This is a genomic window from Delftia sp. K82 (assembly GCF_002193035.1).
In the GTDB taxonomy this organism is placed as follows: Bacteria; Pseudomonadota; Gammaproteobacteria; order Burkholderiales; family Burkholderiaceae_C; genus Comamonas; species Comamonas acidovorans.
Window position 1 is genome coordinate 20,954 of the sequence record NZ_MYFL01000005.1, and the last position, 22,129, is coordinate 43,082.

Below are 22,129 nucleotides of genomic sequence, written 5' to 3' on the forward strand. Positions count from 1 at the left end.
CAAAAACGACAAGGAGTACACAGCATGAATGCATCCTCTCTCAAGCTTGGTTTCGTGGGCCTGGGCATCATGGGCGCGCCCATGGCGGGCCACCTGCTCACGGCAGGCCACCAGCTGTTCGTGAACACCCTGGGCAAGATCCCCGCGCAGATCGCCGAGAGCAGCGCCACCCAGTGCACCACCGCGCGCGGCGTGGCCGAGCGGGCCGACATCATCTTCCTGATGCTGCCCGACACGCCCGATGTCGAGAAGGTGCTGTTCGGCGAGGACGGCGTGGCCGCCGGCCTCAAGGGCAGCAGCGGCAAGGTGGTGGTGGACATGAGCTCCATCTCGCCCGTGGCCACCAAGGACTTCGCTCGCCGCATCGAGGCCATCGGCGCCCAGTACCTGGATGCGCCGGTCTCCGGCGGCGAGGTGGGCGCCAAGAACGCCACGCTGTCCATCATGGTCGGCGGCCCCGAGGACGTGTTCGCGCGCGTCAAGCCGCTGTTCGAGCGCCTGGGCAAGAACATCACCCTGGTGGGCGGCAACGGCGACGGCCAGACCGCCAAGGTGGCCAACCAGATCATCGTGGCGCTGAACATCGAGGCCGTGGCCGAGGCCCTGCTGTTCGCGTCGCGCGCCGGTGCCGACCCGGCCCGCGTGCGCGAGGCGCTGCTGGGCGGCTTTGCCTCGTCCAAGATCCTGGAAGTACATGCCGAGCGCATGATCAAGCGCACGTTCGACCCGGGCTTCCGCATCTCGCTGCACCAGAAGGACCTGAACCTGGCCCTGAGCAGCGCGCGCCAGCTCGGCGTGTCCCTGCCCAACACCGCCCAGGCCCAGGAGCTGTTCAACAGCTGCGTGGCCCACGGCGGCGCGAACTGGGATCACTCGGGCATGGTGCGTGCGCTGGAGATCCAGGCCAACTTCGAAGTGGGCCAGAAGGTCCAGGACTGATGGCCGGCCTTTGAGACAACGATTGGTGGGAGGGCGGCCTTGCGCCGCCCTGTTGTGAAAAGCCGCGCTCGGCAACGGGCGCGGCTTTTTCTTGCTTCAATATCCCAGTGTCTGCCCGTCGGGGTTGCGCGGGTCGGAGGCGCCGTAGAGCATGCCGTCGCGCAGCTCGATGGTCTGGGTGCGGCCCATCGACGCCTTCACGGCAACGTTGTGGCCGCGCGACTTGAGCAGGGCCACGGTGTCGGGGCTGATGCCCTTTTCCACGCGCAGCTCATCGGGCGTCCACTGGTGGTGAAAGCGCGGCGTGGCGGCGGCCTCGGCCGGGTTCATGCCGAAGTCGATGGTGTTGACCACGGTCTGCAGCACGGTGGTGATGATGCGTGCGCCGCCGGGGCTGCCGGTGACCAGCACGGGCTTGCCGCCCTTGAGCACCATGGTCGGCGTCATCGACGACAGCGGGCGCTTGCCTGCGGCCACCGCGTTGGCATCGCCGCCGACCAGTCCATACGCGTTGGCCACTCCGGGCTTGGCCGAGAAATCGTCCATCTCGTTGTTGAGCAGGATGCCCGTGCCCTTGGCCACGATGCCGCTGCCGAAGTTGGTGTTCAGCGTATAGGTCACGGCCACGGCGTTGCCCGCCTTGTCCACCACCGAGTAGTGCGTGGTCTGGTCGCTCTCGTAGGGCTGGGGCTTGCCGGGCCGGATGTCCTTGCCGGCGCGCGCCTGGTAGGGGTCGATGCCGGCGGCCAGTGCCTCGGCATAGCGCTTGGAGGTCAGGCCCTTGAGCGGCACGGTCACGAAGTCGGGATCACCCAGGTATTCGGCACGGTCGGCATAGGCCAGCTTCATGCTTTCCGCCATGTAGTGGATGCTCTGCGCGCTGTTGACGCCCCACTGGTTCATGGGCCAGCGTTCCATCATGTTGAGGATCTGGATCAGGTGGGCGCCGCCGGAGGACGGAGGCGGCATGGTCACGATCTCGTAGCCGCGGTAGGTGCCGCGCAGTGGCTCGCGCTCGGCGACCTTGTAGCTCTTGAGGTCCTGCAGCGAGAGGGCGCCTGCATGCGGCGCCATCTCGGCCGCGATCTTGCGGGCGATGGAGCCTTCGTAGAACACCTTGGAGCCCTGCTGGCCGATCAGGCGCAGCGACTGCGCCAGGTCCTTTTGCACCAGGCGGTCGCCGCGCTTGAGGGGCTCGCCGTTGCGCCAGAAGATGGCCTGGGTGGCGGGCCACTGGCCCATGTTCTTCTTTTCCTGCTGCAGGATCTGGGCCAGGGTCTCGCTGACGGGGAAGCCCTTGTCGGCCAGCTTTGCGGCCGGCGCAATCAACGTGGACAAAGGCAGCGATCCCCATTTCTTCAATGCATGCTCCATGCCGGCCACGGTGCCGGGCACGCCCACGGCGTAGTGGGTGTAGAGCGATTTGCCATCGATGACCTTGCCATCCGCACCCACGTACATGTCGCGCGTGGCCTTGGAGGGCGCGACCTCACGGAAGTCCAGCGCAATGTTCTTGCCGCTCTTGGCGTCATGCACCACCATGAAGCCGCCGCCGCCGATGTTGCCTGCGTTGGGCAGGGCCACGGCCAGCGCAAAGCCCATGGCCACGGCGGCGTCCACCGCATTGCCGCCGGACTTCAGGATCTGCAGGCCGATGCGCGAGGCCAGCTCCTGCTCGCTGGCCACCATGCCGCTCCTGCCCACGACGGGATGGAACACATCCATGTCGAAGTCATAGGCGGCGCTGGCGGCCTGGGCCGCGTTGCTCTGCGTGATGGGCGCCGTTGCCGGGGCAGGCGCTGCGGCCACGGGGGCTGGCGCCGCCGAAGCCGCGGGCGGCTGCGTGCTGCTGCAGGCGGCCAGGCTGGCAATGGCCAGCGCCAGGCTGGTTGCAAGCAAGGGGGAGCGAAGTTGCATCGGTATCTCCTTGGCAGATGAAACAGTGGAACAGTGGAAAAAGAGCGCGAGTCCTGTGCCGCCCTGTGTGCGCCGGCCGGAGGGTCCTGCGGCCAGGGCGGCGGCGGACCACAGTGTAGAAGCATGGCGTCGGCAGCCTTCCCGCGCGCCGGCCCGGGCACCGAAAGTGCGGGTATCTGCCTAGGTGTCGGCCGTGCAACGCCCTTCAAGGGCGTACAAAAACTGTATACACTTTGAGCATGCCGGGCAGGGCCGCGAGTGCTGTCGCGCGCCGCGCTCCGTGCATTGACCAACCAATGACAACCGGGCGGGCCAGCTCCCGCCGCACAGGAGATTTCCATGGGCCTGAGCACCCACGTCCTCGACACCATGAATGGCTGCCCCGCAGCCGGCATGGCTGTCGCGCTGTATTCCATCGATGGCGACCAGGCCACGCTGATCAAGAGCCTGGTGCTCAACCACGACGGCCGCACCGATGCGCCGCTGTTCGACAACAACAGCCTCAGGACCGGCACCTACCGCCTGACCTTCGACGTGGCGGCCTACTTCAAGGCCCGTGGCGTGCAACTGCCCGAGCCCAACTTCCTCAACAAGGTGAGCCTGGACTTCGGCGTGGCCCATGCCGACCAGCACTACCACGTGCCCCTGCTGGTCAGCCCCTGGAGCTATTCCACGTACCGGGGCTCCTGAGTCCTGTTGCAGGCAGGCTGTCGGGGGATGGCCTGGAGTGAGCCCTGAAACGAAGAACGGCCCGCATTGCGGGCCGTTGCTTTTGCTGCTTGAGCAAGAGGGCGGGCTACTTGCCCTTGGCGTGCCCCATGGCCACGACCAGGGCCGTGATGAAGAAGAAGGCCTGCAGCTCCAGCGCCCAGCCTCCCGAGCTGTGCAGCTGCATCACCTGGCCCGTGTGCACCAGCGCAAAGGCCACGACCATGTTGATCGCAATCACCAGCGCCGCAGGCACCACCCACAGGCCGACCAGCAGCAGCAGCGGCGCCACCACCTCACCCAGATAGACCGCATAGGCCAGCCAGCCCGGTGCGCCCGTGGACTCCACCATGCGCTCGATGCTGCCTATGCCGTAGCGCAGCTTGGCCCAGCCGTGAAAAAGCAACAGGACCGCGAGCGTGACGCGCAGCAGCACCATGGCTGCCTGGGGATGGTGAAAGTGGCTCCAGAACTTCATGAACTCCCTCGGTGTGGATAGGCCCGGTGGGCCGGGTGTTGCTGTGGGTGCATTCTGGCATCAGCGCGCTTTCGGTGTCGGCTGTGGCAGCCCGGCACGGGATTTTCAGACATTTCCTGCGGGCCTGTAGTCCTATGGCGCAACTTGTGACATGTCTCATCACAAGTACCGCAAAGCGGCCTAGCATCATCCCCAGCCTGTCTCAGAAACGGTTTGCGAGCACTGGAAGGGGTGCCCGGGACCGGGAGGCAAGGTGATCAATCCAATGAACCGATGGGGTCTCCCCAAAACGTCCAATCAAGAAAGGCAGGTTTTCCCATGCGTCAGTTTTCTTTGCGTACCGTCGTGATGGCCACTGCACTGGCGGCCGGCAGCATTGCCATGGTCGGCTGCACCACCACCAAGCCGGAAACCCAGTCCGCGCCGCGCGCTGATGCCACCACCGTCAATGCACGCGCCAACGCTGCGCTGGAGCGGCTGTACCAGACGGCGCCAGGCTCCAAGGAAATGGTGGCCCGCTCCAAGGGCGTGCTGATCTTCCCCTCGGTGATCGGCGGCAGCTTCGTCATCGGTGTCGAGCATGGCCGCGGCGTGCTGCGCGTCGGCGGCCAGAACAAGGGCTACTACAGCACGACCGGCGCCTCGGTGGGCTGGCAGGCCGGTGGCCAGTCCAAGGCTGTGATCTATGTGTTCAACACCCAGGAAGCGCTCGACAAGTTCCTGGCCAGCGAGGGCTGGTCCGTGGGCGCCGATGCCACGGTGGCTGCAGGCAAGGTAGGCGCCAATGGCAGCGTGGACACCACGACCGCCCAGGGCCCCGTGACCAGCTATGTGCTGACCAATGCGGGCCTGGAAGCCGGCGTGTCGCTGCAGGGCTCGAAGATCACCAAGGTGGTCGAGTGATCCAGGCCCTGAGGGGCCTTTGAACGAAACCGGCCTGCGGGCCGGTTTTTCTTTGTGCGGTCGTCTCAGTCGGTGCCAGCGGCGCCGTCTTCATTGGCGCTGCCCGGCGCAGCGGGCGGGAGCACGGCCTGCTCTATGCGTTCGAGGCGCTTTTCGATGCGCTCCACGGCTTCGGCGCTCATCTTGATGTCGTAGATGCTCACGGGCTCCTCGCATTCCAGCGCAGGGTCCGTCGCGGCCGACAGGCGGCCGAGCAGAGGTGCCTCGAACGTGGTCTGCAGCCGGGCCACGACTTCGGCGTTCATGGAACGGCCGGTGCGCTTGGCTGCCTCCTCGACGAGGTCCTTGAGTTCCTGCGGCAGGCGCAGCTTGTACTGAGGATCGGTCTGTTTCATCGCCGGCAATCATGGACCGGAAAGGTATTGACTGCAAGGGACCTGAAAGGTATTGTTGCTTCGGGACCAGCACGGTCCCGCGCAAGGGGAGCCATGAAGACAGTCAACCCACCGGGCCGCAGCCACCGAAGATACTCACCACAGCACCAGGAGGTGCTGGCGGTCGATGCGCTGTGCCACATGGGCGCGGCCCTGGGCGTGCTGGAGCTGCATGCAGAGCGCGCCGACTCGGCCATGGTGTGTGCCGCGCGTGATTTGCTGCGCGGCTACCACGCCAGCGCTGACCAGGCGGTGGCCAGCCTGCAGGCCGGCGACCGCGCGGCAGGCGTGCTGCCGCAGTTGTCGCAGGACCTGGGCTATGCCATCGAGGTCATCGACCGCGTGAACGATGACGCACCGGACGACCTGGTGCTGTATGCCGTGACCTGCCTGCTCAGAAGCGCCAGGAGCTTTGCCGACGGCCAGCCGCGTGAATCTGCCTGAACCGGCCTGAGCCAGCCTTTGGCGGCCTGAGGCTCAGAGCTGGCCTTCGGTCAGCGTGTCGAGCTGGAAGCGGCCGGACTTGTCCCAGAGCCAGGTATCGGTATAGGTGATGCGGGCGGCGCCGGCCGGGGCGGGGAAGGGCGCGGCGGCGCGCACCAGGCGCTCGATCTCGCTCACCACTTCGGGGGCATGGCTGGGCGCGCGCATCCAGTGCAGGCGCTGGACCTGGCCGTTGCGGTCGATCTGCACCTGCAGCACGCCGATCGCGTAGAGCATGGGCGGCAACTGGCCCTTGTAGATGCGCTCGGCATTGCGCGCATAAAGATGGTTGGCCGCCACCTTGCGGTACTGCAGCTGTGCGCTGGAGGTGGCCTCGTCGGGGCGCGGGCCGGGGCCGGGTGGCGACTTGCAGGCCGTGACCAGGGAGGCAATGGCGGCCATCAGTCCCGCCCACAGCCAGGGACGGCCGGAACGTGGCTTTTGCACGGAACTGTGCTGAGAGGAATCGGGGGAATCGGGCATGATTGCGAGCGTATCCTGAAACGCTGCGGCACCGGCAGTCGGAGCGCAAAACTCAAGTGCCGCAGCGGAAAATCCCGCAACAAATTCCAACGAAGCCCGCAGGCGCCACGACGGGCTGTCAGGTGCGCCCATGTGGAGTGACACGTTCAAGAAAGTCGAGCAAGGCCTTGCGCAGGGGCCGCTGTGCTGGGTCGAGGTGATGGAGTCACGCGGCTCGGTGCCGCGCGAGCGCGGCGCCTGGATGGCCGTGTTTGCCGACGGCGTGGCCGGCACCATTGGCGGCGGGCACCTGGAGTTCGACGCCATCGACCGCGCGCGCAGCTTGCTGCGCGACGCTGCGCTTCAGGCCGGATTGCCGGGACAGCCTGGGCAGGCCGGTCCCGCCCTTGCCGAGCACCAGCACCGCTATCCGCTGGGTCCCAGCCTGGGCCAGTGCTGCGGCGGCGTGGTGATGCTGAGGTTCGTGCTGGTGCCCCAGGGCCGCATGGACATGCTGCGCGAGCGGCTGCAGCCGCCGCGCGACTGCGTGGCGCTGTTTGGCGCAGGCCACGTCGGCCATGCGCTGGTGCGCCTGCTGTGCAATCTTCCCTACCGCGTGATGTGGGTGGACAGCCGCGATTCGGTCTTCCCCGAGGAGGAGCACGAGTTCGTGCAGTGTGAATACTCCGATCCCGTGCAGTCCGCCGTGGCCGACCTGCCCACCGGCTCCCAGGTGCTGATCATGAGCTTCAGCCATGCCGAGGACCTGGAGGTGGTCGCCCAATGCCTGAGCCGCCAGCGCCAGCACGGCGACCTGCCCTATGTGGGCCTGATCGGCAGCGCCACCAAATGGGCCACCTTCCGGCGCAGGCTGCGCGAGCGCGGCTTCAGCGATGCGGAGCTGGACCATGTGACCTGCCCCATCGGCGTGCCCGGCATCAAGGGCAAGGAGCCTGAGGTGATCGCGGTGGCCGTGGCAGCGCAGCTGCTGCAGCGGCGCAGTGCCGCGCCCGCGCAGAATCAGGGAAATCTCTAGTGAATTGATGTCGCGCAAACCGGCTGGCTATCGAAAAATTGCATACACTTTGTGTCTACGAAATGGTCGCAGCGGTGCACCGGCGGTATATCTACCGGGTGCGCGGCCTTTTTCTTCTGCTCAGAGCGCCCGCAGTGGTGAGCAGGTTGAACACCGGCGGCCCCCACGCTGCCAAGGTTGAGAGCTATGGAAAGCTACATTCTCGACTGGGCCAACCTGCTGTTGCGGTGGCTCCACGTCATTACGGCCATCGCCTGGGTCGGTTCCTCCTTCTATTTCGTCTTCCTCGACAGCAGCCTGACGCCGCCTGTCGATGACGACCTCAAGAAGCAGGGCGTCAGCGGCGAACTCTGGGCCGTGCACGGCGGTGGGTTCTACCACCCCGTCAAGTTCAATGTCTCCCCGCCCAAGCTGCCGGACCACCTGCACTGGTTCTACTGGGAAAGCTACACCACCTGGCTCAGCGGCTTTGCGCTGCTGACGGTGTCGTATCTGTGGAACGCCAAGATCTACCTCGTCAACCCGGCCGATCCCAACGCCATGGGCTCGGCTGCGGCCATTGCCTCGGCCCTGGCCTTCCTGGTCGTGTTCTGGCTGCTGTACGACGGCATCTGCCGCGTCTTCGGCCAGAAGAAGAACGGCGATGCCACGGTGGGCGCCATGGTGCTGGTGCTGGTGTGCATTGCGGCCTTCCTGGCCTGCCACATCTTCCCGGGCCAGGCCGCCTTCCTGCTGATGGGCGCCATGCTGGCGACCTCGATGAGCGCCAACGTGTTCTTCTGGATCATTCCCGGCCAGCGCACGGTGGTGAAGGCCCTGAAGGAAGGCCAGCCCGTGGACCCCATCCACGGCAAGCGCGGCAAGCAGCGCAGCGTGCACAACACGTACTTCACGCTGCCGGTGCTGTTCGCCATGCTGTCCAACCATTACGGCTGGCTGTACAGCCATGAGCTGAACTGGCTGGTGCTGATCCTGATGATGTTCGCGGGCGCTGCCATCCGCCAGTTCTTCGTGATGCGCCACGGCTTCAAGCTGGGCCGCAATGCCCATCCCTGGCCCTACGCTTTGGTCGGCGTGCTGGTGCTGATCGGCACGGCCGTCTGGCTCAAGCCTGCACCGGCGCCTGCCGCCGCCCCTGTGTCTGCGCCTGCCGCCGCCCCCGCACCGGCTCCCGCCGCCGTGCAGGCGCCTGCTGGTGCCGAGCCCGCTGCGACGGCGGCGCCCGTTGCGGCCGCTGCTCCTGCTCCCGCCGCCGACGGCGCCGTGGGCTACGCCCAGATGGCGCCCTTCTTGCAGCAGCATTGCGTGGTCTGCCACGGTGCCGCCCTGCAGCAAAAGAATGTGCGCCTGGACTCGCCCGAGCAGGTCAAGGCCCACGCCCAGCAGATCTACCAGCAGGTGGTGCAACTGCGCAAGATGCCCTTTGGCAATCCGGGTGCCCTGAACGATGACGAGCGCAGCATGGTCAAGCGCTGGTACGAGTCTGGTGCATCGGTGAATTGATCGCTGGGCCGCGCCCAGACGCTGTCGGCGTTTGCTGTCAGCGTTCGGCGGCCAGCCACCAGCCACCAGCCCGCAGCCTCGCAAGAGCCTGCGGGCTTTCTGTTTCAGGCAGGCCAGGCTGCTGCGGTGCCGTGCAGGGCCGGGCGCCGCGCTTCATCGCGCGGCGTGTGCAGCGCGATGGCGCCGCGCCCCGGCAGGCTTTGCGCCTTGGCCTGCTGCTTGGCCAGGGCCGCCAGGTTGGCAATGTCCTCGGGCGCCAGCACGCTGCCCGGCGTGACGCGCACCACGCCGATGGACAGCGTGGTGCAGGCAAAGAATCGCCGGATGCCGTGGCGGTCCTCGGCCCAGATGCCTCCGGCCTCGCGCGCCTGGTCGTCGAACAGCTGGCGCGCCTCGCCTGCGAAGGCGCCGACGATGTCCTCGCAGCGCCGCTGCCAGTCTTCGCTTTGCAGCAGCAGCATGAAGTCGTCCCCGCCCACATGGCCCACGAAGTCGCGCCGCGCATCGCAGTGCGCCACGGCCAGCCGCGCCACCAGGCGGATCATCTGGTCGCCGCGCCAGTAGCCGTAGTGGTCGTTGAAGGGCTTGAAGTGGTTGAGGTCGGCGTAGCAGGCCACGAAGCCGGCGCCGCTGTCCAGCAGTCGCTGCATGTGCAGGCTGATGGGGATGTTGCCGGGCAGGAAGGTCAGCGGGTTGGCATGGCGCGCGGCTTCGATGCGGGCCTCGGTCACGCGGCGCACCAGCTGCTCGCCCGTGCCCAGGCCCACATAGCGGCCGTTGTCGGTGACGATGAAGCCGTCGCTCAGGTAGCGCTGGTCCTGCGAGGTCAGGATGCCCACGAGCTGGTCCACATCGCAATCGAGCTCCACGATGCGCGGCTGCACGTTGGCAAAGGCCAGGCAGGGCTTGCGCCCGTGCACTTCGCGGAAGTACAGCGTGGCGTAGTGGTTCATGAACTGCTGGCGGTTGATGAGCGCCAGCGGCCGGCCGGCCTCCACGACGGCAATGGCATGCAGCTGCTGGCCGGCCTGGAACAGCTCGGCCACCTCGTCGTTGCTGGCCGTGGGTACCACGCAGGGCGCCTGCATCACCATCAGATTGCGCAGCACCCCCGGGCGCGCGCTGTGTCCCTGGTGGGGCATCACGGCCACGCGCGGGTCCTGCGCCACGCTGCGCGCCTGCGTGCTGATCTGGGGCTGGGCGGTTTCGGCAGGGCGGCCCAGCAGCCAGCCCTGGCCATACGGAATGCCCAGGTCGCGCAGGGTGCGCAGCTCATCCTCGGTCTCTATGCCTTCGGCGATCAGCGTGGTGCCGAAGACCTCGGCAATGCCCTTGATGGCCTGCAGCAGCTGCAGCGTGGCCGGGCGCTGCTCGATCTGGTGGATGAAGTATTTGTCGATCTTGACGAAGTCGGGCTTGGCCTCGGACCACAGGCGCAGGCTGGAGCGGCCGTCGCCAAAGTCATCCAGCGCCAGGCGCGCGCCCGTGGCATGCACGGCCTTCACGGCGGCGCAGACGGCGGGCATGTCGGTCACATGGTCGTGTTCGGTGATCTCCACCACCAGGGAGCGGGCCTGCACGCCGAAGCTGCGCACCGTGTCCCCGACCATGCCGGGGCCGCAGACCCCCACGGCCTGCACCAGCGCCTGGGCGCTGAGGTTGACGAACAGCCGGCCCGGCGCACTCTGCCGGCCCCAGTCCTGCAGCGCCACGCAGACCGCCAGCAGCTCGAATTCCCGAAGAATGCCCTCGGCCGCAGCGCCCTTGAGCAGGGCGTCGGGCGTGTGCAACGGCATGCCCCGGGGGCCGCGGATCAGCGCCTCATGCGCATAGATGCTGCCGCTGCGCAAGTCGGCCAGCGGCTGGAAGACGCAGTACAGGCCGCCCGCGCGCATGAGCTGCGCCACGGGGCCTGCGCCGGACCGCACGGCGGCGGAGAGCACGGCCGCGGCAGCGGGCAGGCTGGCGAGCATCTGGGGATCGATCATGGGCTCAACTTTTCAGTTGGATACATTACGTTTCACTGGTGACATGCTTGTGACAAGTATGCCGCCTGCGGACCGGTGTGCTGGCGGCGGATTGACATGGCTCAAAACGCGGCGGGAGCAAAGCCGGCAAAGTTGCATGCATGTTCGCCCTGTCTTCCTTGCAAGCTTTCGCCTTCGCGCCGGGTTCCGCCCAGGTGTTGGCCGCGGGTACCTGGCTCAGGCTGCGTCGGCAGTCGCCGGATACGGTGATGTATCTGGAGCGCGGTCGCGTGCTCCTGGGCATAGGCCAGGGTGGGCAGATGCGCCACCAGCTGGGTGTCGTGGAGGGGCCTGCCTGGCTGGACGCGGCCTTTGTGCTGCAGCGGCGCGGCAGCAGCCTGGACATGCTGGCCGACAGCGATGTCCGCGTGCAGCAACTGCCCCAGACCGACTTCCTGAAGGCCGTATCGCAGCTGCCGTCGCCCGCCCAGCAACTGCTGCAGGACATGGCCCAGGCCTACTGCGCGCAGACCGAGCTGGCGGTGAGCCGCCTGTCCAAGGACGCCGAGGCGCGCTGCGCCCAGTGGCTGCTGCGCCATGCCATGCCGCACGAAGCTGGCGGCCTGCGCGTGACGCTGCACCTGCGCAAGCGGCTCATCGCCGCCCAGCTCGGCATTGCACCCGAGACCTTCTCGCGCGTGCTGCGCCAGTTGCGTGAGCACGGGCTCATCGCGGGCCGGGGCAATGTCATCGATCTGCCCAAGCCTGCGGCCCTCGAAGTGCTCGCCGTAGGCTGATTCCCACGCCGCTGACGGGTGCCGGCCTGCAAGCGCCGGGCCTTGCGGGGCGGGGTAACCACTGGTTCGCGGGTTCCACCCAGTGGGACGGCTTTCGGGCCTGCATATATTGATGGCGTCATGTCACTGGACGCCCGCCGATCTCCCTTTTTCCAGGCACTGCTGGCATCCCAGGATGCTCCGCAGCTGTCGGGTTCACCCTCGCGGCCGCGCGCGGCCCCAGGCTGGGGCGCCATGCGCTGCACGGTGCTGGCGCTGGCCGCTGCGGCCGTGCTGCTGGCGGGCCTTGGCAGTGCCTGGTGGGTCTCGCACAACATGCGCCAGCAGACGCTGGAGCGCGCCATGGCCCGGCAGGCCGACGAGGTCGATACCGTGGCGCGCATGCTGGCCGCTCGGCTGGAGCAGCAGCAGCGCCTGCTGTGGGTGCTGGCCCAGGGCATTGCCGATCAGGGCAGCGACCCGAGCCGGCTGATGGGCGAGATGCTGCGCGGAGACGCATCCGTGCGTCTGTTCGACACCCTGCAACTGGCCGACGCGCGTGGCCAGTTGCAGCTCAGCCTGCGCGGCGGCCGTTCCGAGCCCCTGGCCGATCTGGACGAAGGCGTGCGCGACGTGATGCGGCGCAGCCTGGCCGATGGCCGGCCCGTGGTCTCCACCATGGTGCGCAAGGGCGCTGATCCCGGAATGATGGAGTTGCTGTACGCCGTGCCGCTGCGCACCGGCAACGGCACGGTCAGCGGCGTGCTGTCGGCCGGCGTGCGCATGTCCGCCCAGGCCCTGCTGCCGCCCAGCATCGATCCCTCGCGCTCCGGCGGGCGCCTGCTGGTCATGCAGCGCGACGGGCAGATCCTGGCCCATTCCGACCCCTCGCGCTGGTCGGCGCGCGCCGAGGCCGAGCCCGGGCTGGGCGCGGACTGGCTGCAGGACCCCGCGGCCGGCGCAGTGCAGGTGGGCCCCGACACCCAGCGGCGCGCAGGCTACCTGGTGACGACGGCAGGCATGCCGCTGCCGCAGTGGCTGGTGGTCAGGATCACCCCCGAGGAAGCCATCGCGCCCAGCCTGGCGCCGCGCGTGCTGTGGTGGCTGCTGGCCGCCGTGGCCGGTGTCGCTGGCCTGCTGGTCCTGCTGCTGATCCTGGTCACCGAACCCATGGCGGCCCTGCACCGCACTGCACGCCAATGGCTGGCGAGCCAGGGAAGACTCATGGCCGAGGAGCCCGATCCCGCGCCCGAACCCGAGCCGGGCCATGCAGAGGAAGGCGGCTGGCGCATGCCCTGGACCCATGCCTGGGGCGAAGCCTCCACGCTGTGGCAGGCCCTGCATCGCCTGGGGCAGATGGGGCAGGAGCAGGCGCACGAGGTCGGCCGGCTGCAACTGCAGCTGCAGACGCTGATGGACTACGCGCCCGTGGGCCTGGTGGTCACGCGGTCGGCGCATCTGGAGCTGGTGGGCCTGCAGGCCGCGCGCATGCTCGGCTATCCGCCGCGCGAGCTGCAGGGGCAGGCGATACGCCAGCTGTGCGCCTCCGACGCGGCGCACATCCAATTGCTGGAGCGCGTGCGCAAGGACCTGGACATGTACGGCCAGTTCGACAGCGAGCAGTGCTTTGTCCGCAAGGACGGCCGCCCCATCTGGGTGCGCCTGCACGGCCAGAGCCTGCAGCGCCTGCAGCGCGGCCTGGAGCCGCGCGCCGTGGTGCCGGCAGACCCCACCCTGGTCTGGGTGGTCGAGGACGTGACCATGCAGCGACTGGTGCGCGAGCAGCCGGGCTGGAAGGCCATGCACGATCCGCTGACCCTGCTGCCCAATCGCGAGGCCTTTGCCATGCGCCTGCATGAATGGCTGCAGGAATGCAGTGCCGCCCAGCGCCTGCCGGCCGAGGCGCTGCAGCGGGGTGAATCCGCCCTGCTGCAGAGCGACAACACCGCCGTTGCCACGGTAGAGGAGGCGCAAGAGGCGGAGGAAGAGGCGGTGGAGGAGACCGTCGGCCTGCCGCAGCATGGCGTGATCCTGTTCCTGGACCTGGACCACTTCGCCCACGTCAACCAGCAGGGAGGCCATGCGGCCGGCGACGAGGTGCTGTGCCACATGGCCCGGCTGATCGACAGCGTGGTCCGGCCGCTGGGCTGGGTGGCGCGCCTGGGCGGTGATGAATTCGCCGTGCTGCTGGCGGGCACCTCGGCGGAGCAGGGCATGCTGCTGGCGCAAAGCCTGTGCATGGCCGTGCAGGACTGGGAAGGCGCGCACGAGGGCCAGCGCTACCTGATGGGTGTGAGCGTCGGCATGGTGGTGCTCGATGCCCGCCAGCACACGGTCAGCAGCGCGCTGCGCTCGGCCGACATGGCCTGCTATGCGGCCAAGCGCAAGGGCCGCAACCGCGTCGAGGTGCTGGAGGCCGCCTGAGCGCCGGGGCCGTGCCTCACTCGAAGGATTCGCTGAAGCGCCGCAGTCCCTCGGGATCGATCAGGGTCAATGCGCCATAGGAGACGCGGACCGCTCCGATGTCCTCCAGCTCCCCCAGGGTGCGATTGACGATCTGGCGCGACACGCCGGCCAGGCTGGCCAACTCCTCCTGCGACATGCCCAGGTGCCGGTTGCCGGTGTCCGGATACAGCCTCGAATCGGTCAGCTCCGAGATGCAGTGCGCCACATGGCGGCTGGAATGGTGCAGCCGCGCATGCTCGCAGCGGCCGATGAACTGGCCCAGGCGCGCATTGAGCTGGTCCAGCAGGAAGCGGTTGAAGCCGAGGCTGCGCTCCAGCAGCCAGTGAAAGGTGCTGGCCGGCATCAGTGCCACCAGCGTATCCTCGATCGCCGTCGCGTCGAACGGCCAGCATTCGTGCTTGAGCAGTGTGCCCTCGCCGAACCAGCAACCCGGGGTAAAGGTGGCCAGCGTGGTGCTGCGCCCGGTAGGCGACAGCGCATGGATCTTGACCGCTCCCTGGACGACGCCGGCCCAGTGGCCGGCCTGGTGCGTCTTGTGGCAAAGCGGGGTGCCGGCCGGTATGTGCCGCAACAGCACCTCCCGCCGCAACCTGAGCAGGTGGGCCCTGCTCAGGTGGGGCGCAAAGGGCGCGGACTTGAGGACGGCGTTGATCGTGGGCGGGGGCATGGTGCTTGATGCGAATCTTCAATGAAAGTCTGCTGCTTCATTGCATGAATTGGCACGCTGCAAACCCTGATCACCGGCCCCCGGACCCCTGCGGGACTTCGCGCAGGGTGCAACTCAATCGTTGCGCGAGACCGGCGCAGGCCCGGCCTTGGTGCCCGCCGGGCCGGCACTGAAATCGGTCAGGAAGGCCGCCTCCTGGCTCTGGCCCGTTCCAGCCTGGCTCCAGTCGCACACTCCCGCCACAAACACTGCGGCAAGGCGCTTTTGCTGGGCCGGGCTGAAGGTGATGCCGGCGTACTCCGGGCTGGTGAACGAAAGGGGCTTGAGCTGGCACTGGTAGATGTCCTCCGCGAGCGGACCTCCAGCCACCTGGCGTGGCGACAGGGTCGGCTTGAGGGGACAGGCTGGGTCGTCCAGGGCCAGGACTTTGTCGAGATCCGAAGGGGCGGCTCCCGTTGCGGCGATGCATCCATCCCTGGCATCCGAAGGCCTGTTGCGCACCACTTTCTGTGCCAGCGCAGCGCCGGTGGTGTCGCGCTCCACGGCGGTCAGCCAGCGGTCCATCATGACAAAGGCCTCGCGTCGCATGGCCGGGGCGATCAGCAGCGGGACCATACCCTTGCTGGCGCGGATCACATGGTTGTCATGGTGGCCGTTGGCGGCATCCAGCCGTGCGCGTTGCTGCAGGCTGCGCCAGGTCATGTGGATGTCGCTGCCGCCCTCGGGCCGCAGGTCAATGATGGCCACCTGGGACAGGTTCCTGCCGTTGCTGGTGAGGCCACTGCTGTAGAGCCTGGGCAACAGGCTGGCCACGGCCCGCTCGCGGGCTGCCGGCCGGGACGCAGTGCCGCCGGTCCAGTCCATGTCGTTGGTGTAGCTGCCGATGCCTTCGTTGAGCTGCACGAAAGCCTCCGCGTCGATGGCGCCCGACTGCAGCGCCTTGAGTCCGTACTGCAGGCCCGTGTTGTCATACGGCAGCTGCGGCTTGGTGTGGCCGTCGGTGTCCTTGAACGTCCCGAACACCGGGACCAGCATGTCGTGGATCGAGCAGCGCACGCCCTGGCCGCGTGTGCGCGGGTCGTAGACGATGGAGGCGGGAAAGCCCACGCCGCAGTTGTCGGGCAGCCGGGGGTTCTGGGGGGCGATGAAGCTCCCTACCCATTTGTCGCAGTAGCTGGCCGGATGGCCATTGATGGCGGCCTTCGCGGTGTCGCTCAGTGCCTGTCCTGCGGCGGTCCTGTAGTAGCTGGACAGCAGGCCGCAGTCGCGTGTTTCCATCCAGGTGGACACCGCATCGGGATAGCTCAGCCCCGTCTGTATGCCCTGCAGCAGACCCGGCATGGCGGAGGCGATCACTGTCTGCATCATGGAGCCACCCGAGTCGCCGTCGCCCATGGTGTAGCGCACTTCGCCGTAGTTCTCGATCAGATGCTCCTTGATGCGCATCATGTTCTCGGCGGCCAGCAACTCGTTGTTGTTGTGCAGGTGGTTGGTCAGCATGGCTTTCACGACCATGTGTCCTGCCGCGAGCGCGTTGGGGTCGAACGGCAGGCTGCCGCTGAACTGGTCGAGGAGGTTGACCGCCGGCTCCTGGAAGCGATTGCCGGAAGCGGCTGCGCCGAATCGCCACAGCACCTTGCCGTTCCATCCCTTTTGCGGCTCCCAGGGCGTCCAGGCCTGCGCGGGGTCATGGTAGGCCAGGATCTGGAAGGTGCCGCGGCCCATGACGCCAGTTTCCATGCGCAGCAGGTGCTTGACCGTATCTCCGCGGTCGTTGGTGAAGTCGGCGATCTCGCTGTCGGCCGGGCGCTGCGATGGGTCGTAGGCCACATGGCAGGGCGTGGCGCCTGCCGGACCCATCGTGCAGGCGCTGCCTTGCCTGGCCTTGGGCATGTAGTAGTAGGTGTACTGGGTCCTGGTATTGCACTGGACATCCACCGGATCGGTATCGAGACCGCTGACGCGCGTGGTCACGGTCGCCGAAAGTGCCGTGCCCGGCACGGAAACGGTGGCTTGCGCGCCATTGCGCGTGGCGCAGATCCACGGCGCGGTCTGCGGCCCGGCGAAGATGGGATCGCCCCGGCCATGGTTGGTGATGTCCAGCCGTGCCCTCGCGCTGCCGGCCGCCGTGGCGGTGAGAGTGTTGGCGCCCGCCTTCAATCCCTCGACCCGGCCCAGAATCCGGCCATTGGCGCGCTGGGCGAACCGGGCGGTGACATCCGTGCCATTGAGCGCCACCTTCAGGGCACCGGGCGGGCTGCCCTTGGGCAGCACAATTTCAATATAGGCATTGCCGTCGCTGATCATGTCGGCCCGGTTGGACAGGCTGCGTATCTCGATGACACCCAGGCCTGAGTCACCGCTGCCGCCGCAGGCGGTCAGCACACTGGCGAGCGTGGCTGCGGCCACGATGCCCGAAAAAGGGGTTGGCTGTTTCATCGTCTTGTCTCCTGCAATCCACTTCCTTTTGAAGCGATTTCATTGAATCACGCTAACAGTCAGCAAGTCTGTATAGGTTTGGACAATGGTTTGCCGGCGACTGGCTCGCATATTGCATGTGCTGCGTGCACAAGTGTTTAACCGCCCCTGCCCAGGGCATTCTTGGTGCTTGTATCTAGCTGGCGGGGGTCACGGCTGGGTTACGCTGCGGGCTCCCCATGACCTGCGGCGCGTCCCCGGCGCGACCGCTCTTTTTTTCGCTGATTGCTTCGCTACATGCGCGACCAGGCCCTGTTCGACAAGATTGATCTGCACCTGATACGGGTGCTGCACACGGTGCTGACCGAGCGCAGCGTCTCGCGTGCCGCATTGCGCCTGGGCATGCACCAGCCGGCGGTGTCCGCTGCGCTCAAGCGCCTGCGCGACCTGGCCGGCGATTCGCTGCTGGTGCGCTCGGGCGCGCACATGCAGCCCACCGAGGCCGGGCTGCGCATGGTGCAGCCGGCCGCCGACATCCTGCGCGCGGCCGAGGGCCTGTTCAGCGATGCGCGCCATTTCGATCCCCGTACCTCCACGCGCACCTTCCGCATCGCCGCCAGCGACTACCTGGACCCGCTGTTCCTGCCGCGCCTGGTGGCCCATCTCAAGACCGAGGCGCCCGGCTGCCCCGTGGACATCCTGGCGCTCAACGGCGACGCGCACTACGAGGTGCAGCTGGCCCAGGGCGATGTGGACGTGGTGATCGGCAACTGGCCCGAGCCGCCGCAGGGCCTGCACATGGCCAGCCTGTTCGAGGACGAGGTGGTCTGCCTGGTCAGCCCCCAGCACCCGGCCGTGCGCCGCGGCTGGGACGTGGCCCAGTGGCTGGAGGCCGAGCACATCGCGCCCACGCCCACCTACCCGGGCGCGCGCGGCGTGATCGACGACCAGCTGTCCCGCATGGGCCTGCAGCGCCAGGTGGCGGCGCGCTGCGCGCATTTCAGCCTGATTCCCGACATCGTGGCCACCAGCCTGCTGGTGCTGACCACGGGGCGGCTGTTCTGCGAGCGCTTCAGCCAGCGCCTGCCCCTGGTGATCTTGCCCTGCCCGGTGGAGTTTGCGCCGCTGGTGTACTACCAGCTGTGGCACGCCCGCACGCACATGGGCGCCTCCACGCGCTGGCTGCGCGACGCCGTGCGGCATGTGGCCCTGATGTCCCGTGCCCGCTAGGCGATGGCGGCAGGAACCGCCTTTTGGGTGATCAAAGTGGTGGTCGATATGAGGGCCGCCGAGGCGGTTTCAAGGACTTGTGTTCCAGTTTGTTGCAGAAATTGAAAGACAATCCCAGCCATGAATCCCCCCGATACAGTCCCCCTGCCAGCCGCCGCGCCGCCCCGGCTGCAGCTGACAGGCATCACCAAGCGCTATCCGGCGGTGGTGGCCAACAACGGTATTTCGCTGACCGTGGGCGCCGGCGAAGTGCATGCCATCCTGGGTGAGAACGGTGCCGGCAAGTCCACGCTGATGAAGATCATCTACGGCGCCGTCAAGCCTGACGAGGGCCGCATCGAGGTCGATGGCAAGCCGGTCCACATCCGCAACCCGCAGGAGGCGCGCCAGCTGGGCATCGCCATGGTGTTCCAGCATTTCAGCCTGTTCGACACGCTGTCCGTGGCCGAGAACGTCTGGCTGGGCCTGGACAAGAGCCTGCCGCTGGCCGAGGTGGTGAAGCGCATCGAGTCCACGGCGCATGACTACGGGCTGGAGGTCGATCCCCACCGCCCCGTGCACACGCTGAGCGTGGGCGAGATGCAGCGCGTGGAAATCATCCGCGCCCTGCTCACGCACCCGCGCGTGCTCATTCTTGACGAGCCCACCTCGGTGCTCACGCCGCAGGCGGTGGAAAAGCTCTTCGTGGTGCTGCGCCGCCTGGCGTCCGAGGGCTGCTCCATCCTCTACATCAGCCACAAGCTGCACGAGATCCGTTCGCTGTGCACGGCCTGTACCGTGCTGCGCGGCGGGCAGGTGACGGGCGTGTGCAACCCGGCCGTGGAGAGCAATGCCTCGCTGTCGCGGCTGATGATCGGCTCGGAGCCGCCCGAGCTCACGCACCGCGAATCCCAGGTCGGCGCCAGCGTGCTGCGCGTGCAGGGCCTGGCGCTGCCGCGCTCGGAGCCCTTCGGCGTGGACCTGCATGGCATCCAGCTCGATGTGCGCGCGGGCGAAGTCGTGGGCATCGCCGGTGTCTCGGGCAATGGCCAGAAGGAATTGCTGTACGCCCTGTCCGGCGAGGACACGCGCGCAGCGCCCGAAATGGTGCAGATTGCCGGCCGGGAGGCGGGGCGCCTGGGGCCCGGCCGGCGCCGTGCGCTGGGCCTGCACTTCGTGCCGGAGGAACGCCTTGGCCGTGGCGCCGTCCCCAGCATGGGCCTGGCGCACAACCTGCTGCTGACCCGCAAGACCGCGCTGGGCGCGGGCGGCTGGATCCGCATGGGCCAGTTGCAGGAGCAGGCGCGCGCCATCATCGCGCGCTTCAACGTCAAGGCCGGTGGCCCCAACGCGGCGGCGCAGTCGCTGTCGGGCGGCAACCTGCAGAAATTCATCGTGGGCCGCGAGATCGATGCCAGGCCCAAGCTGCTCATCATCTCCCAGCCTACCTGGGGGGTGGACGTGGGGGCGGCCGCGCAGATCCGCGGCGCCATCCTGCAATTGCGTGACGAGGGCTGCGCCGTGCTGGTGCTCAGCGAGGAGTTGGACGAATTGTTCGAAATATGTGACCGCCTGCATGTGGTGGCCAAGGGCCGGCTGTCGCCCTCGGTGGCGCGGGCCGATGCCACCGTGCAGCAGATCGGCGAGTGGATGAGCGGCCTGTGGGACGGTGCTGCCGCCCCGAACGCCTCCCAGAATGCCGCCAGGGGAGGCGCCCATGTTCAAGCTTGAGCAACGCCCCCAGGCCTCGAAGCTGTGGACCTACGGTTCGCCCGTGCTGGCGCTGGCCATCACGGTGCTGATCGGCGTGTGCCTGTTCGTGATGCTGGGCAAGGACCCGGTGCGCGGCCTGCAGGCCTTCTTCTGGGACCCCGTCAAGTCCACCTATGCGCTGGGCGAGCTGGCCGTCAAGGCCACGCCGCTGCTGCTGATCGCGCTGGGGCTGGCCGTGTGCTTTCGCTCCAATGTCTGGAACATCGGTGCCGAAGGCCAGTTCGTAATCGGCGCCGTGGCCGCAGGCGGCGTGGCGCTGCTGGCGGACAAGACCACGGGGCCGTGGATCGTGCCCGCCATCCTGGTGGCCGGCATGCTCGGCGGCATGGTCTGGGCAGGCATCGTGGCCCTGCTGCGCGACCGCTTCAATGCCAATGAAATCCTGGTCAGCCTGATGCTGGTCTACGTGGCCACCCTGGTGCTGGGCTTTCTGGTCTACGGGCCGTGGAAGGACCCCATGGGCTACAACTTCCCGCAGACCAAGACCTTCGAGCGCGTCACGCAGATCCCCAAGCTCATGCAGGGCATGCGCACCAATATCGGCCTGCTGCTGGCGCTGGCTGCGGCGGCCATGCTGTGGGTCTTCCTGTTCCGTACCCGTGCCGGCTTTGCGCTGCAGGTCGGTGGCCTGGCCCCGGCTGCCGCGCGCTACGCGGGCTTTTCCTCGCGCCGCGCGCTGTGGACGGCGCTGCTGATCTCGGGCGCCGCCGCCGGCCTGGCCGGTGCGCTGGAAGTGGCCGGCCCGCTGGGCCAGCTCACGCCCTATGTCCCGGCTGGCTACGGCTTCGCCGCCATCATCGTGGCCTTCGTCGGCCGCCTGCATCCCGTGGGCATGATCTTTTCAGCGATTCTCATGAGCATGTTCTATATCGGGGGCGAGCTCGCCCAGTCGCGCCTGGGCCTGCCCAAGGCGCTGACCGGCGTGTTCCAGGGCCTGCTGCTGTTCACGCTGCTGGCCTGCGACACGCTGGTGGCCTACCGCGTGCGCTGGGTGTCCCGCACGCCCGTGGTTCCGCCCGCAGCGGCGCCTGCCGTCAAGGAGGCCCGCTGATGGAATCCTATGCACTGCTGCTGGGCTCCACGCTCAGCGCCGGCACCGTGCTGGCGCTGGCCGCGCTGGGCCTGCTGATCAATGAAAAGGCCGGCATCGTCAACCTGGGTGCCGAGGGCATGATGCTGTGCGCCGCCATCGCGGGCTTTGCCGCCGTGGTCCACACGGGCAGCACCACCGTGGGCTTTCTGGCCGGCATGGGTGCGGGCGCGCTGCTGGCCGCCATCTTCGGCGTGCTGGTGATCTGGCTGAACACCAACCAGTACGCGACGGGGCTGGCCCTGTCGCTGTTCGGCACGGGCTTCTCGGCCTTCCTGGGCCTGGGCTATGTGCAGGCGCGCCTGCCCGAGCTGCCCAAGTTCGCCGTGCCCTGGCTGTCCGACCTGCCCGTGGTCGGCACGGCGCTGTTTCGCCTGCATCCGCTGGTCTATGGGGCAGTGGCCATTGCGGCGGCCTTGGTCTGGTTCCTCTACCGCACGCGGGCCGGCCTGGTGCTGCGCGCCGTGGGTGAGTCGCCCCAGTCGGCCCATGCGCTGGGCTACCCGGTGCGCCGCATCCGCCTGGCGGCCGTGGTCTTCGGCGGCGCCATGTGCGGGCTGGCCGGTGCCTACATCTCCACCGTCTACACGCCGCTGTGGGTGGAGGGCATGGTGTCGGGCCGGGGCTGGATCGCGCTGGCGCTGACCACCTTTGCCACCTGGCGCCCTGCGCGCGTGCTGCTGGGCGCCTACCTGTTCGGCGGCGTGACCATGCTGCAGTTTCACCTGCAGGCCACGGGCGTGCAGGTGGCCAGCCAGCTGCTGTCCATGCTGCCCTACCTGGCGACCATCGTCGTGCTGGTGCTGATCTCGCGCAATCCGGCCTGGATCCGTGCCAACATGCCGGCCTCGCTGGGCAAGCCCTTCTACCCGGGCTCCTGACGCTTTCATTTTTTCCCTC

At 67.8% G+C, this 22,129-nt stretch carries 19 protein-coding genes; 12 read left to right on the forward strand and 7 right to left on the reverse strand.

The features are described 5' to 3' along the window. Window positions 1-24: 24 nt before the first annotated feature. Complete coding sequence (gene glxR, locus KDK82_RS26885; RefSeq protein WP_034391108.1) at window positions 25-939, forward strand: 2-hydroxy-3-oxopropionate reductase; 915 nt, start codon at window positions 25-27, stop codon at window positions 937-939. Between the two features lie 96 nt (window positions 940-1,035). Here the strand turns inward: glxR and ggt are convergent, their stop codons facing one another. After that, complete coding sequence (gene ggt, locus KDK82_RS26890) at window positions 1,036-2,856, reverse strand: gamma-glutamyltransferase (RefSeq protein WP_088166719.1); 1,821 nt, start codon at window positions 2,854-2,856, stop codon at window positions 1,036-1,038. Window positions 2,857-3,195: 339 nt separating this feature from the next. Here ggt and uraH point away from each other — a divergent pair, with 339 nt between their 5' ends. Then, the gene (uraH, locus tag KDK82_RS26895) at window positions 3,196-3,546 is read left to right on the forward strand and encodes a hydroxyisourate hydrolase (RefSeq protein WP_088166720.1); all 351 of its coding nucleotides are present in this window, start codon (window positions 3,196-3,198) and stop codon (window positions 3,544-3,546) included. A gap of 106 nt (window positions 3,547-3,652) precedes the next feature. On the opposite strand, the gene KDK82_RS26900 is transcribed toward uraH, so the two are convergent. After that, the gene (locus KDK82_RS26900; protein WP_034391114.1) at window positions 3,653-4,042 is read right to left on the reverse strand and encodes a DoxX family protein; all 390 of its coding nucleotides are present in this window, start codon (window positions 4,040-4,042) and stop codon (window positions 3,653-3,655) included. 318 nt (window positions 4,043-4,360) lie between these two features. Between KDK82_RS26900 and KDK82_RS26905 the strand changes: the two genes are divergently transcribed. Further along, window positions 4,361-4,945 (forward strand): YSC84-related protein, encoded by a 585-nt coding sequence (locus KDK82_RS26905; protein ID WP_013803704.1) that lies wholly within the window; start codon window positions 4,361-4,363, stop codon window positions 4,943-4,945. Window positions 4,946-5,010: 65 nt separating this feature from the next. On the opposite strand, the gene KDK82_RS26910 is transcribed toward KDK82_RS26905, so the two are convergent. After that, window positions 5,011-5,340: an Arc family DNA-binding protein gene (locus KDK82_RS26910; protein WP_088166721.1), complete on the reverse strand. Its 330-nt coding sequence runs from the start codon at window positions 5,338-5,340 to the stop codon at window positions 5,011-5,013. Window positions 5,341-5,433: 93 nt separating this feature from the next. On the opposite strand from KDK82_RS26910, the gene KDK82_RS26915 reads away from it, so the two are divergent. Continuing rightward, on the forward strand, window positions 5,434-5,823 hold the full coding sequence (locus KDK82_RS26915; protein WP_088166722.1) for a hypothetical protein: 390 nt from the start codon (window positions 5,434-5,436) through the stop codon (window positions 5,821-5,823). 33 nt (window positions 5,824-5,856) lie between these two features. Here KDK82_RS26915 and KDK82_RS26920 read toward each other — a convergent pair whose 3' ends face one another. Next, a complete protein-coding gene (locus tag KDK82_RS26920) occupies window positions 5,857-6,345 on the reverse strand; it encodes a hypothetical protein (RefSeq protein WP_065346741.1) in 489 nt (162 codons plus the stop codon). Window positions 6,346-6,475: 130 nt separating this feature from the next. On the opposite strand from KDK82_RS26920, the gene xdhC reads away from it, so the two are divergent. Together xdhC and KDK82_RS26930 are read left to right on the forward strand one after the other, a co-directional pair. After that, the gene (gene xdhC / locus KDK82_RS26925; protein WP_088166723.1) at window positions 6,476-7,360 is read left to right on the forward strand and encodes a xanthine dehydrogenase accessory protein XdhC; all 885 of its coding nucleotides are present in this window, start codon (window positions 6,476-6,478) and stop codon (window positions 7,358-7,360) included. Between the two features lie 186 nt (window positions 7,361-7,546). Then, window positions 7,547-8,863 (forward strand): urate hydroxylase PuuD, encoded by a 1,317-nt coding sequence (locus KDK82_RS26930; RefSeq protein ID WP_088166724.1) that lies wholly within the window; start codon window positions 7,547-7,549, stop codon window positions 8,861-8,863. 104 nt (window positions 8,864-8,967) lie between these two features. On the opposite strand, the gene KDK82_RS26935 is transcribed toward KDK82_RS26930, so the two are convergent. Continuing rightward, complete coding sequence (locus KDK82_RS26935) at window positions 8,968-10,851, reverse strand: phosphodiesterase (protein WP_088166725.1); 1,884 nt, start codon at window positions 10,849-10,851, stop codon at window positions 8,968-8,970. 140 nt (window positions 10,852-10,991) lie between these two features. Here KDK82_RS26935 and KDK82_RS26940 point away from each other — a divergent pair, with 140 nt between their 5' ends. Then, window positions 10,992-11,627, forward strand: coding sequence for a Crp/Fnr family transcriptional regulator (locus tag KDK82_RS26940; protein ID WP_088166726.1), 636 nt, complete (start codon window positions 10,992-10,994; stop codon window positions 11,625-11,627). 120 nt (window positions 11,628-11,747) lie between these two features. Beyond that, window positions 11,748-14,030 (forward strand): diguanylate cyclase, encoded by a 2,283-nt coding sequence (locus KDK82_RS26945; RefSeq protein ID WP_088166727.1) that lies wholly within the window; start codon window positions 11,748-11,750, stop codon window positions 14,028-14,030. Window positions 14,031-14,046: 16 nt separating this feature from the next. On the opposite strand, the gene KDK82_RS26950 is transcribed toward KDK82_RS26945, so the two are convergent. Both KDK82_RS26950 and KDK82_RS26955 read right to left on the reverse strand, forming a co-directional pair. Then, window positions 14,047-14,739, reverse strand: a complete 693-nt coding sequence (locus KDK82_RS26950) for a Crp/Fnr family transcriptional regulator (RefSeq protein ID WP_088166728.1) — start codon at window positions 14,737-14,739, stop codon at window positions 14,047-14,049. 114 nt (window positions 14,740-14,853) lie between these two features. Then, window positions 14,854-17,178 (reverse strand): DUF6351 family protein, encoded by a 2,325-nt coding sequence (locus tag KDK82_RS26955; protein ID WP_088166729.1) that lies wholly within the window; start codon window positions 17,176-17,178, stop codon window positions 14,854-14,856. Between the two features lie 276 nt (window positions 17,179-17,454). Between KDK82_RS26955 and KDK82_RS26960 the strand changes: the two genes are divergently transcribed. The 4 genes from KDK82_RS26960 to KDK82_RS26975 all read left to right on the forward strand — a co-directional run bounded on the left by KDK82_RS26960 (window position 17,455) and on the right by KDK82_RS26975 (window position 22,110). Then, entirely contained in the window at window positions 17,455-18,387 is a 933-nt protein-coding gene (locus KDK82_RS26960) for a LysR family transcriptional regulator (RefSeq protein WP_012204057.1), read from the forward strand. A gap of 120 nt (window positions 18,388-18,507) precedes the next feature. Beyond that, the gene (locus KDK82_RS26965) at window positions 18,508-20,097 is read left to right on the forward strand and encodes an ABC transporter ATP-binding protein (RefSeq protein WP_034391134.1); all 1,590 of its coding nucleotides are present in this window, start codon (window positions 18,508-18,510) and stop codon (window positions 20,095-20,097) included. Further along, a complete protein-coding gene (locus KDK82_RS26970; RefSeq protein WP_012204059.1) occupies window positions 20,084-21,190 on the forward strand; it encodes an ABC transporter permease in 1,107 nt (368 codons plus the stop codon). The genes KDK82_RS26965 and KDK82_RS26970 overlap by 14 nt, the downstream gene beginning before the upstream one ends. Then, on the forward strand, window positions 21,190-22,110 hold the full coding sequence (locus KDK82_RS26975) for an ABC transporter permease (RefSeq protein WP_016452615.1): 921 nt from the start codon (window positions 21,190-21,192) through the stop codon (window positions 22,108-22,110). The genes KDK82_RS26970 and KDK82_RS26975 overlap by 1 nt, the downstream gene beginning before the upstream one ends. The last annotated feature ends 19 nt before the right edge of the window (window positions 22,111-22,129 follow it).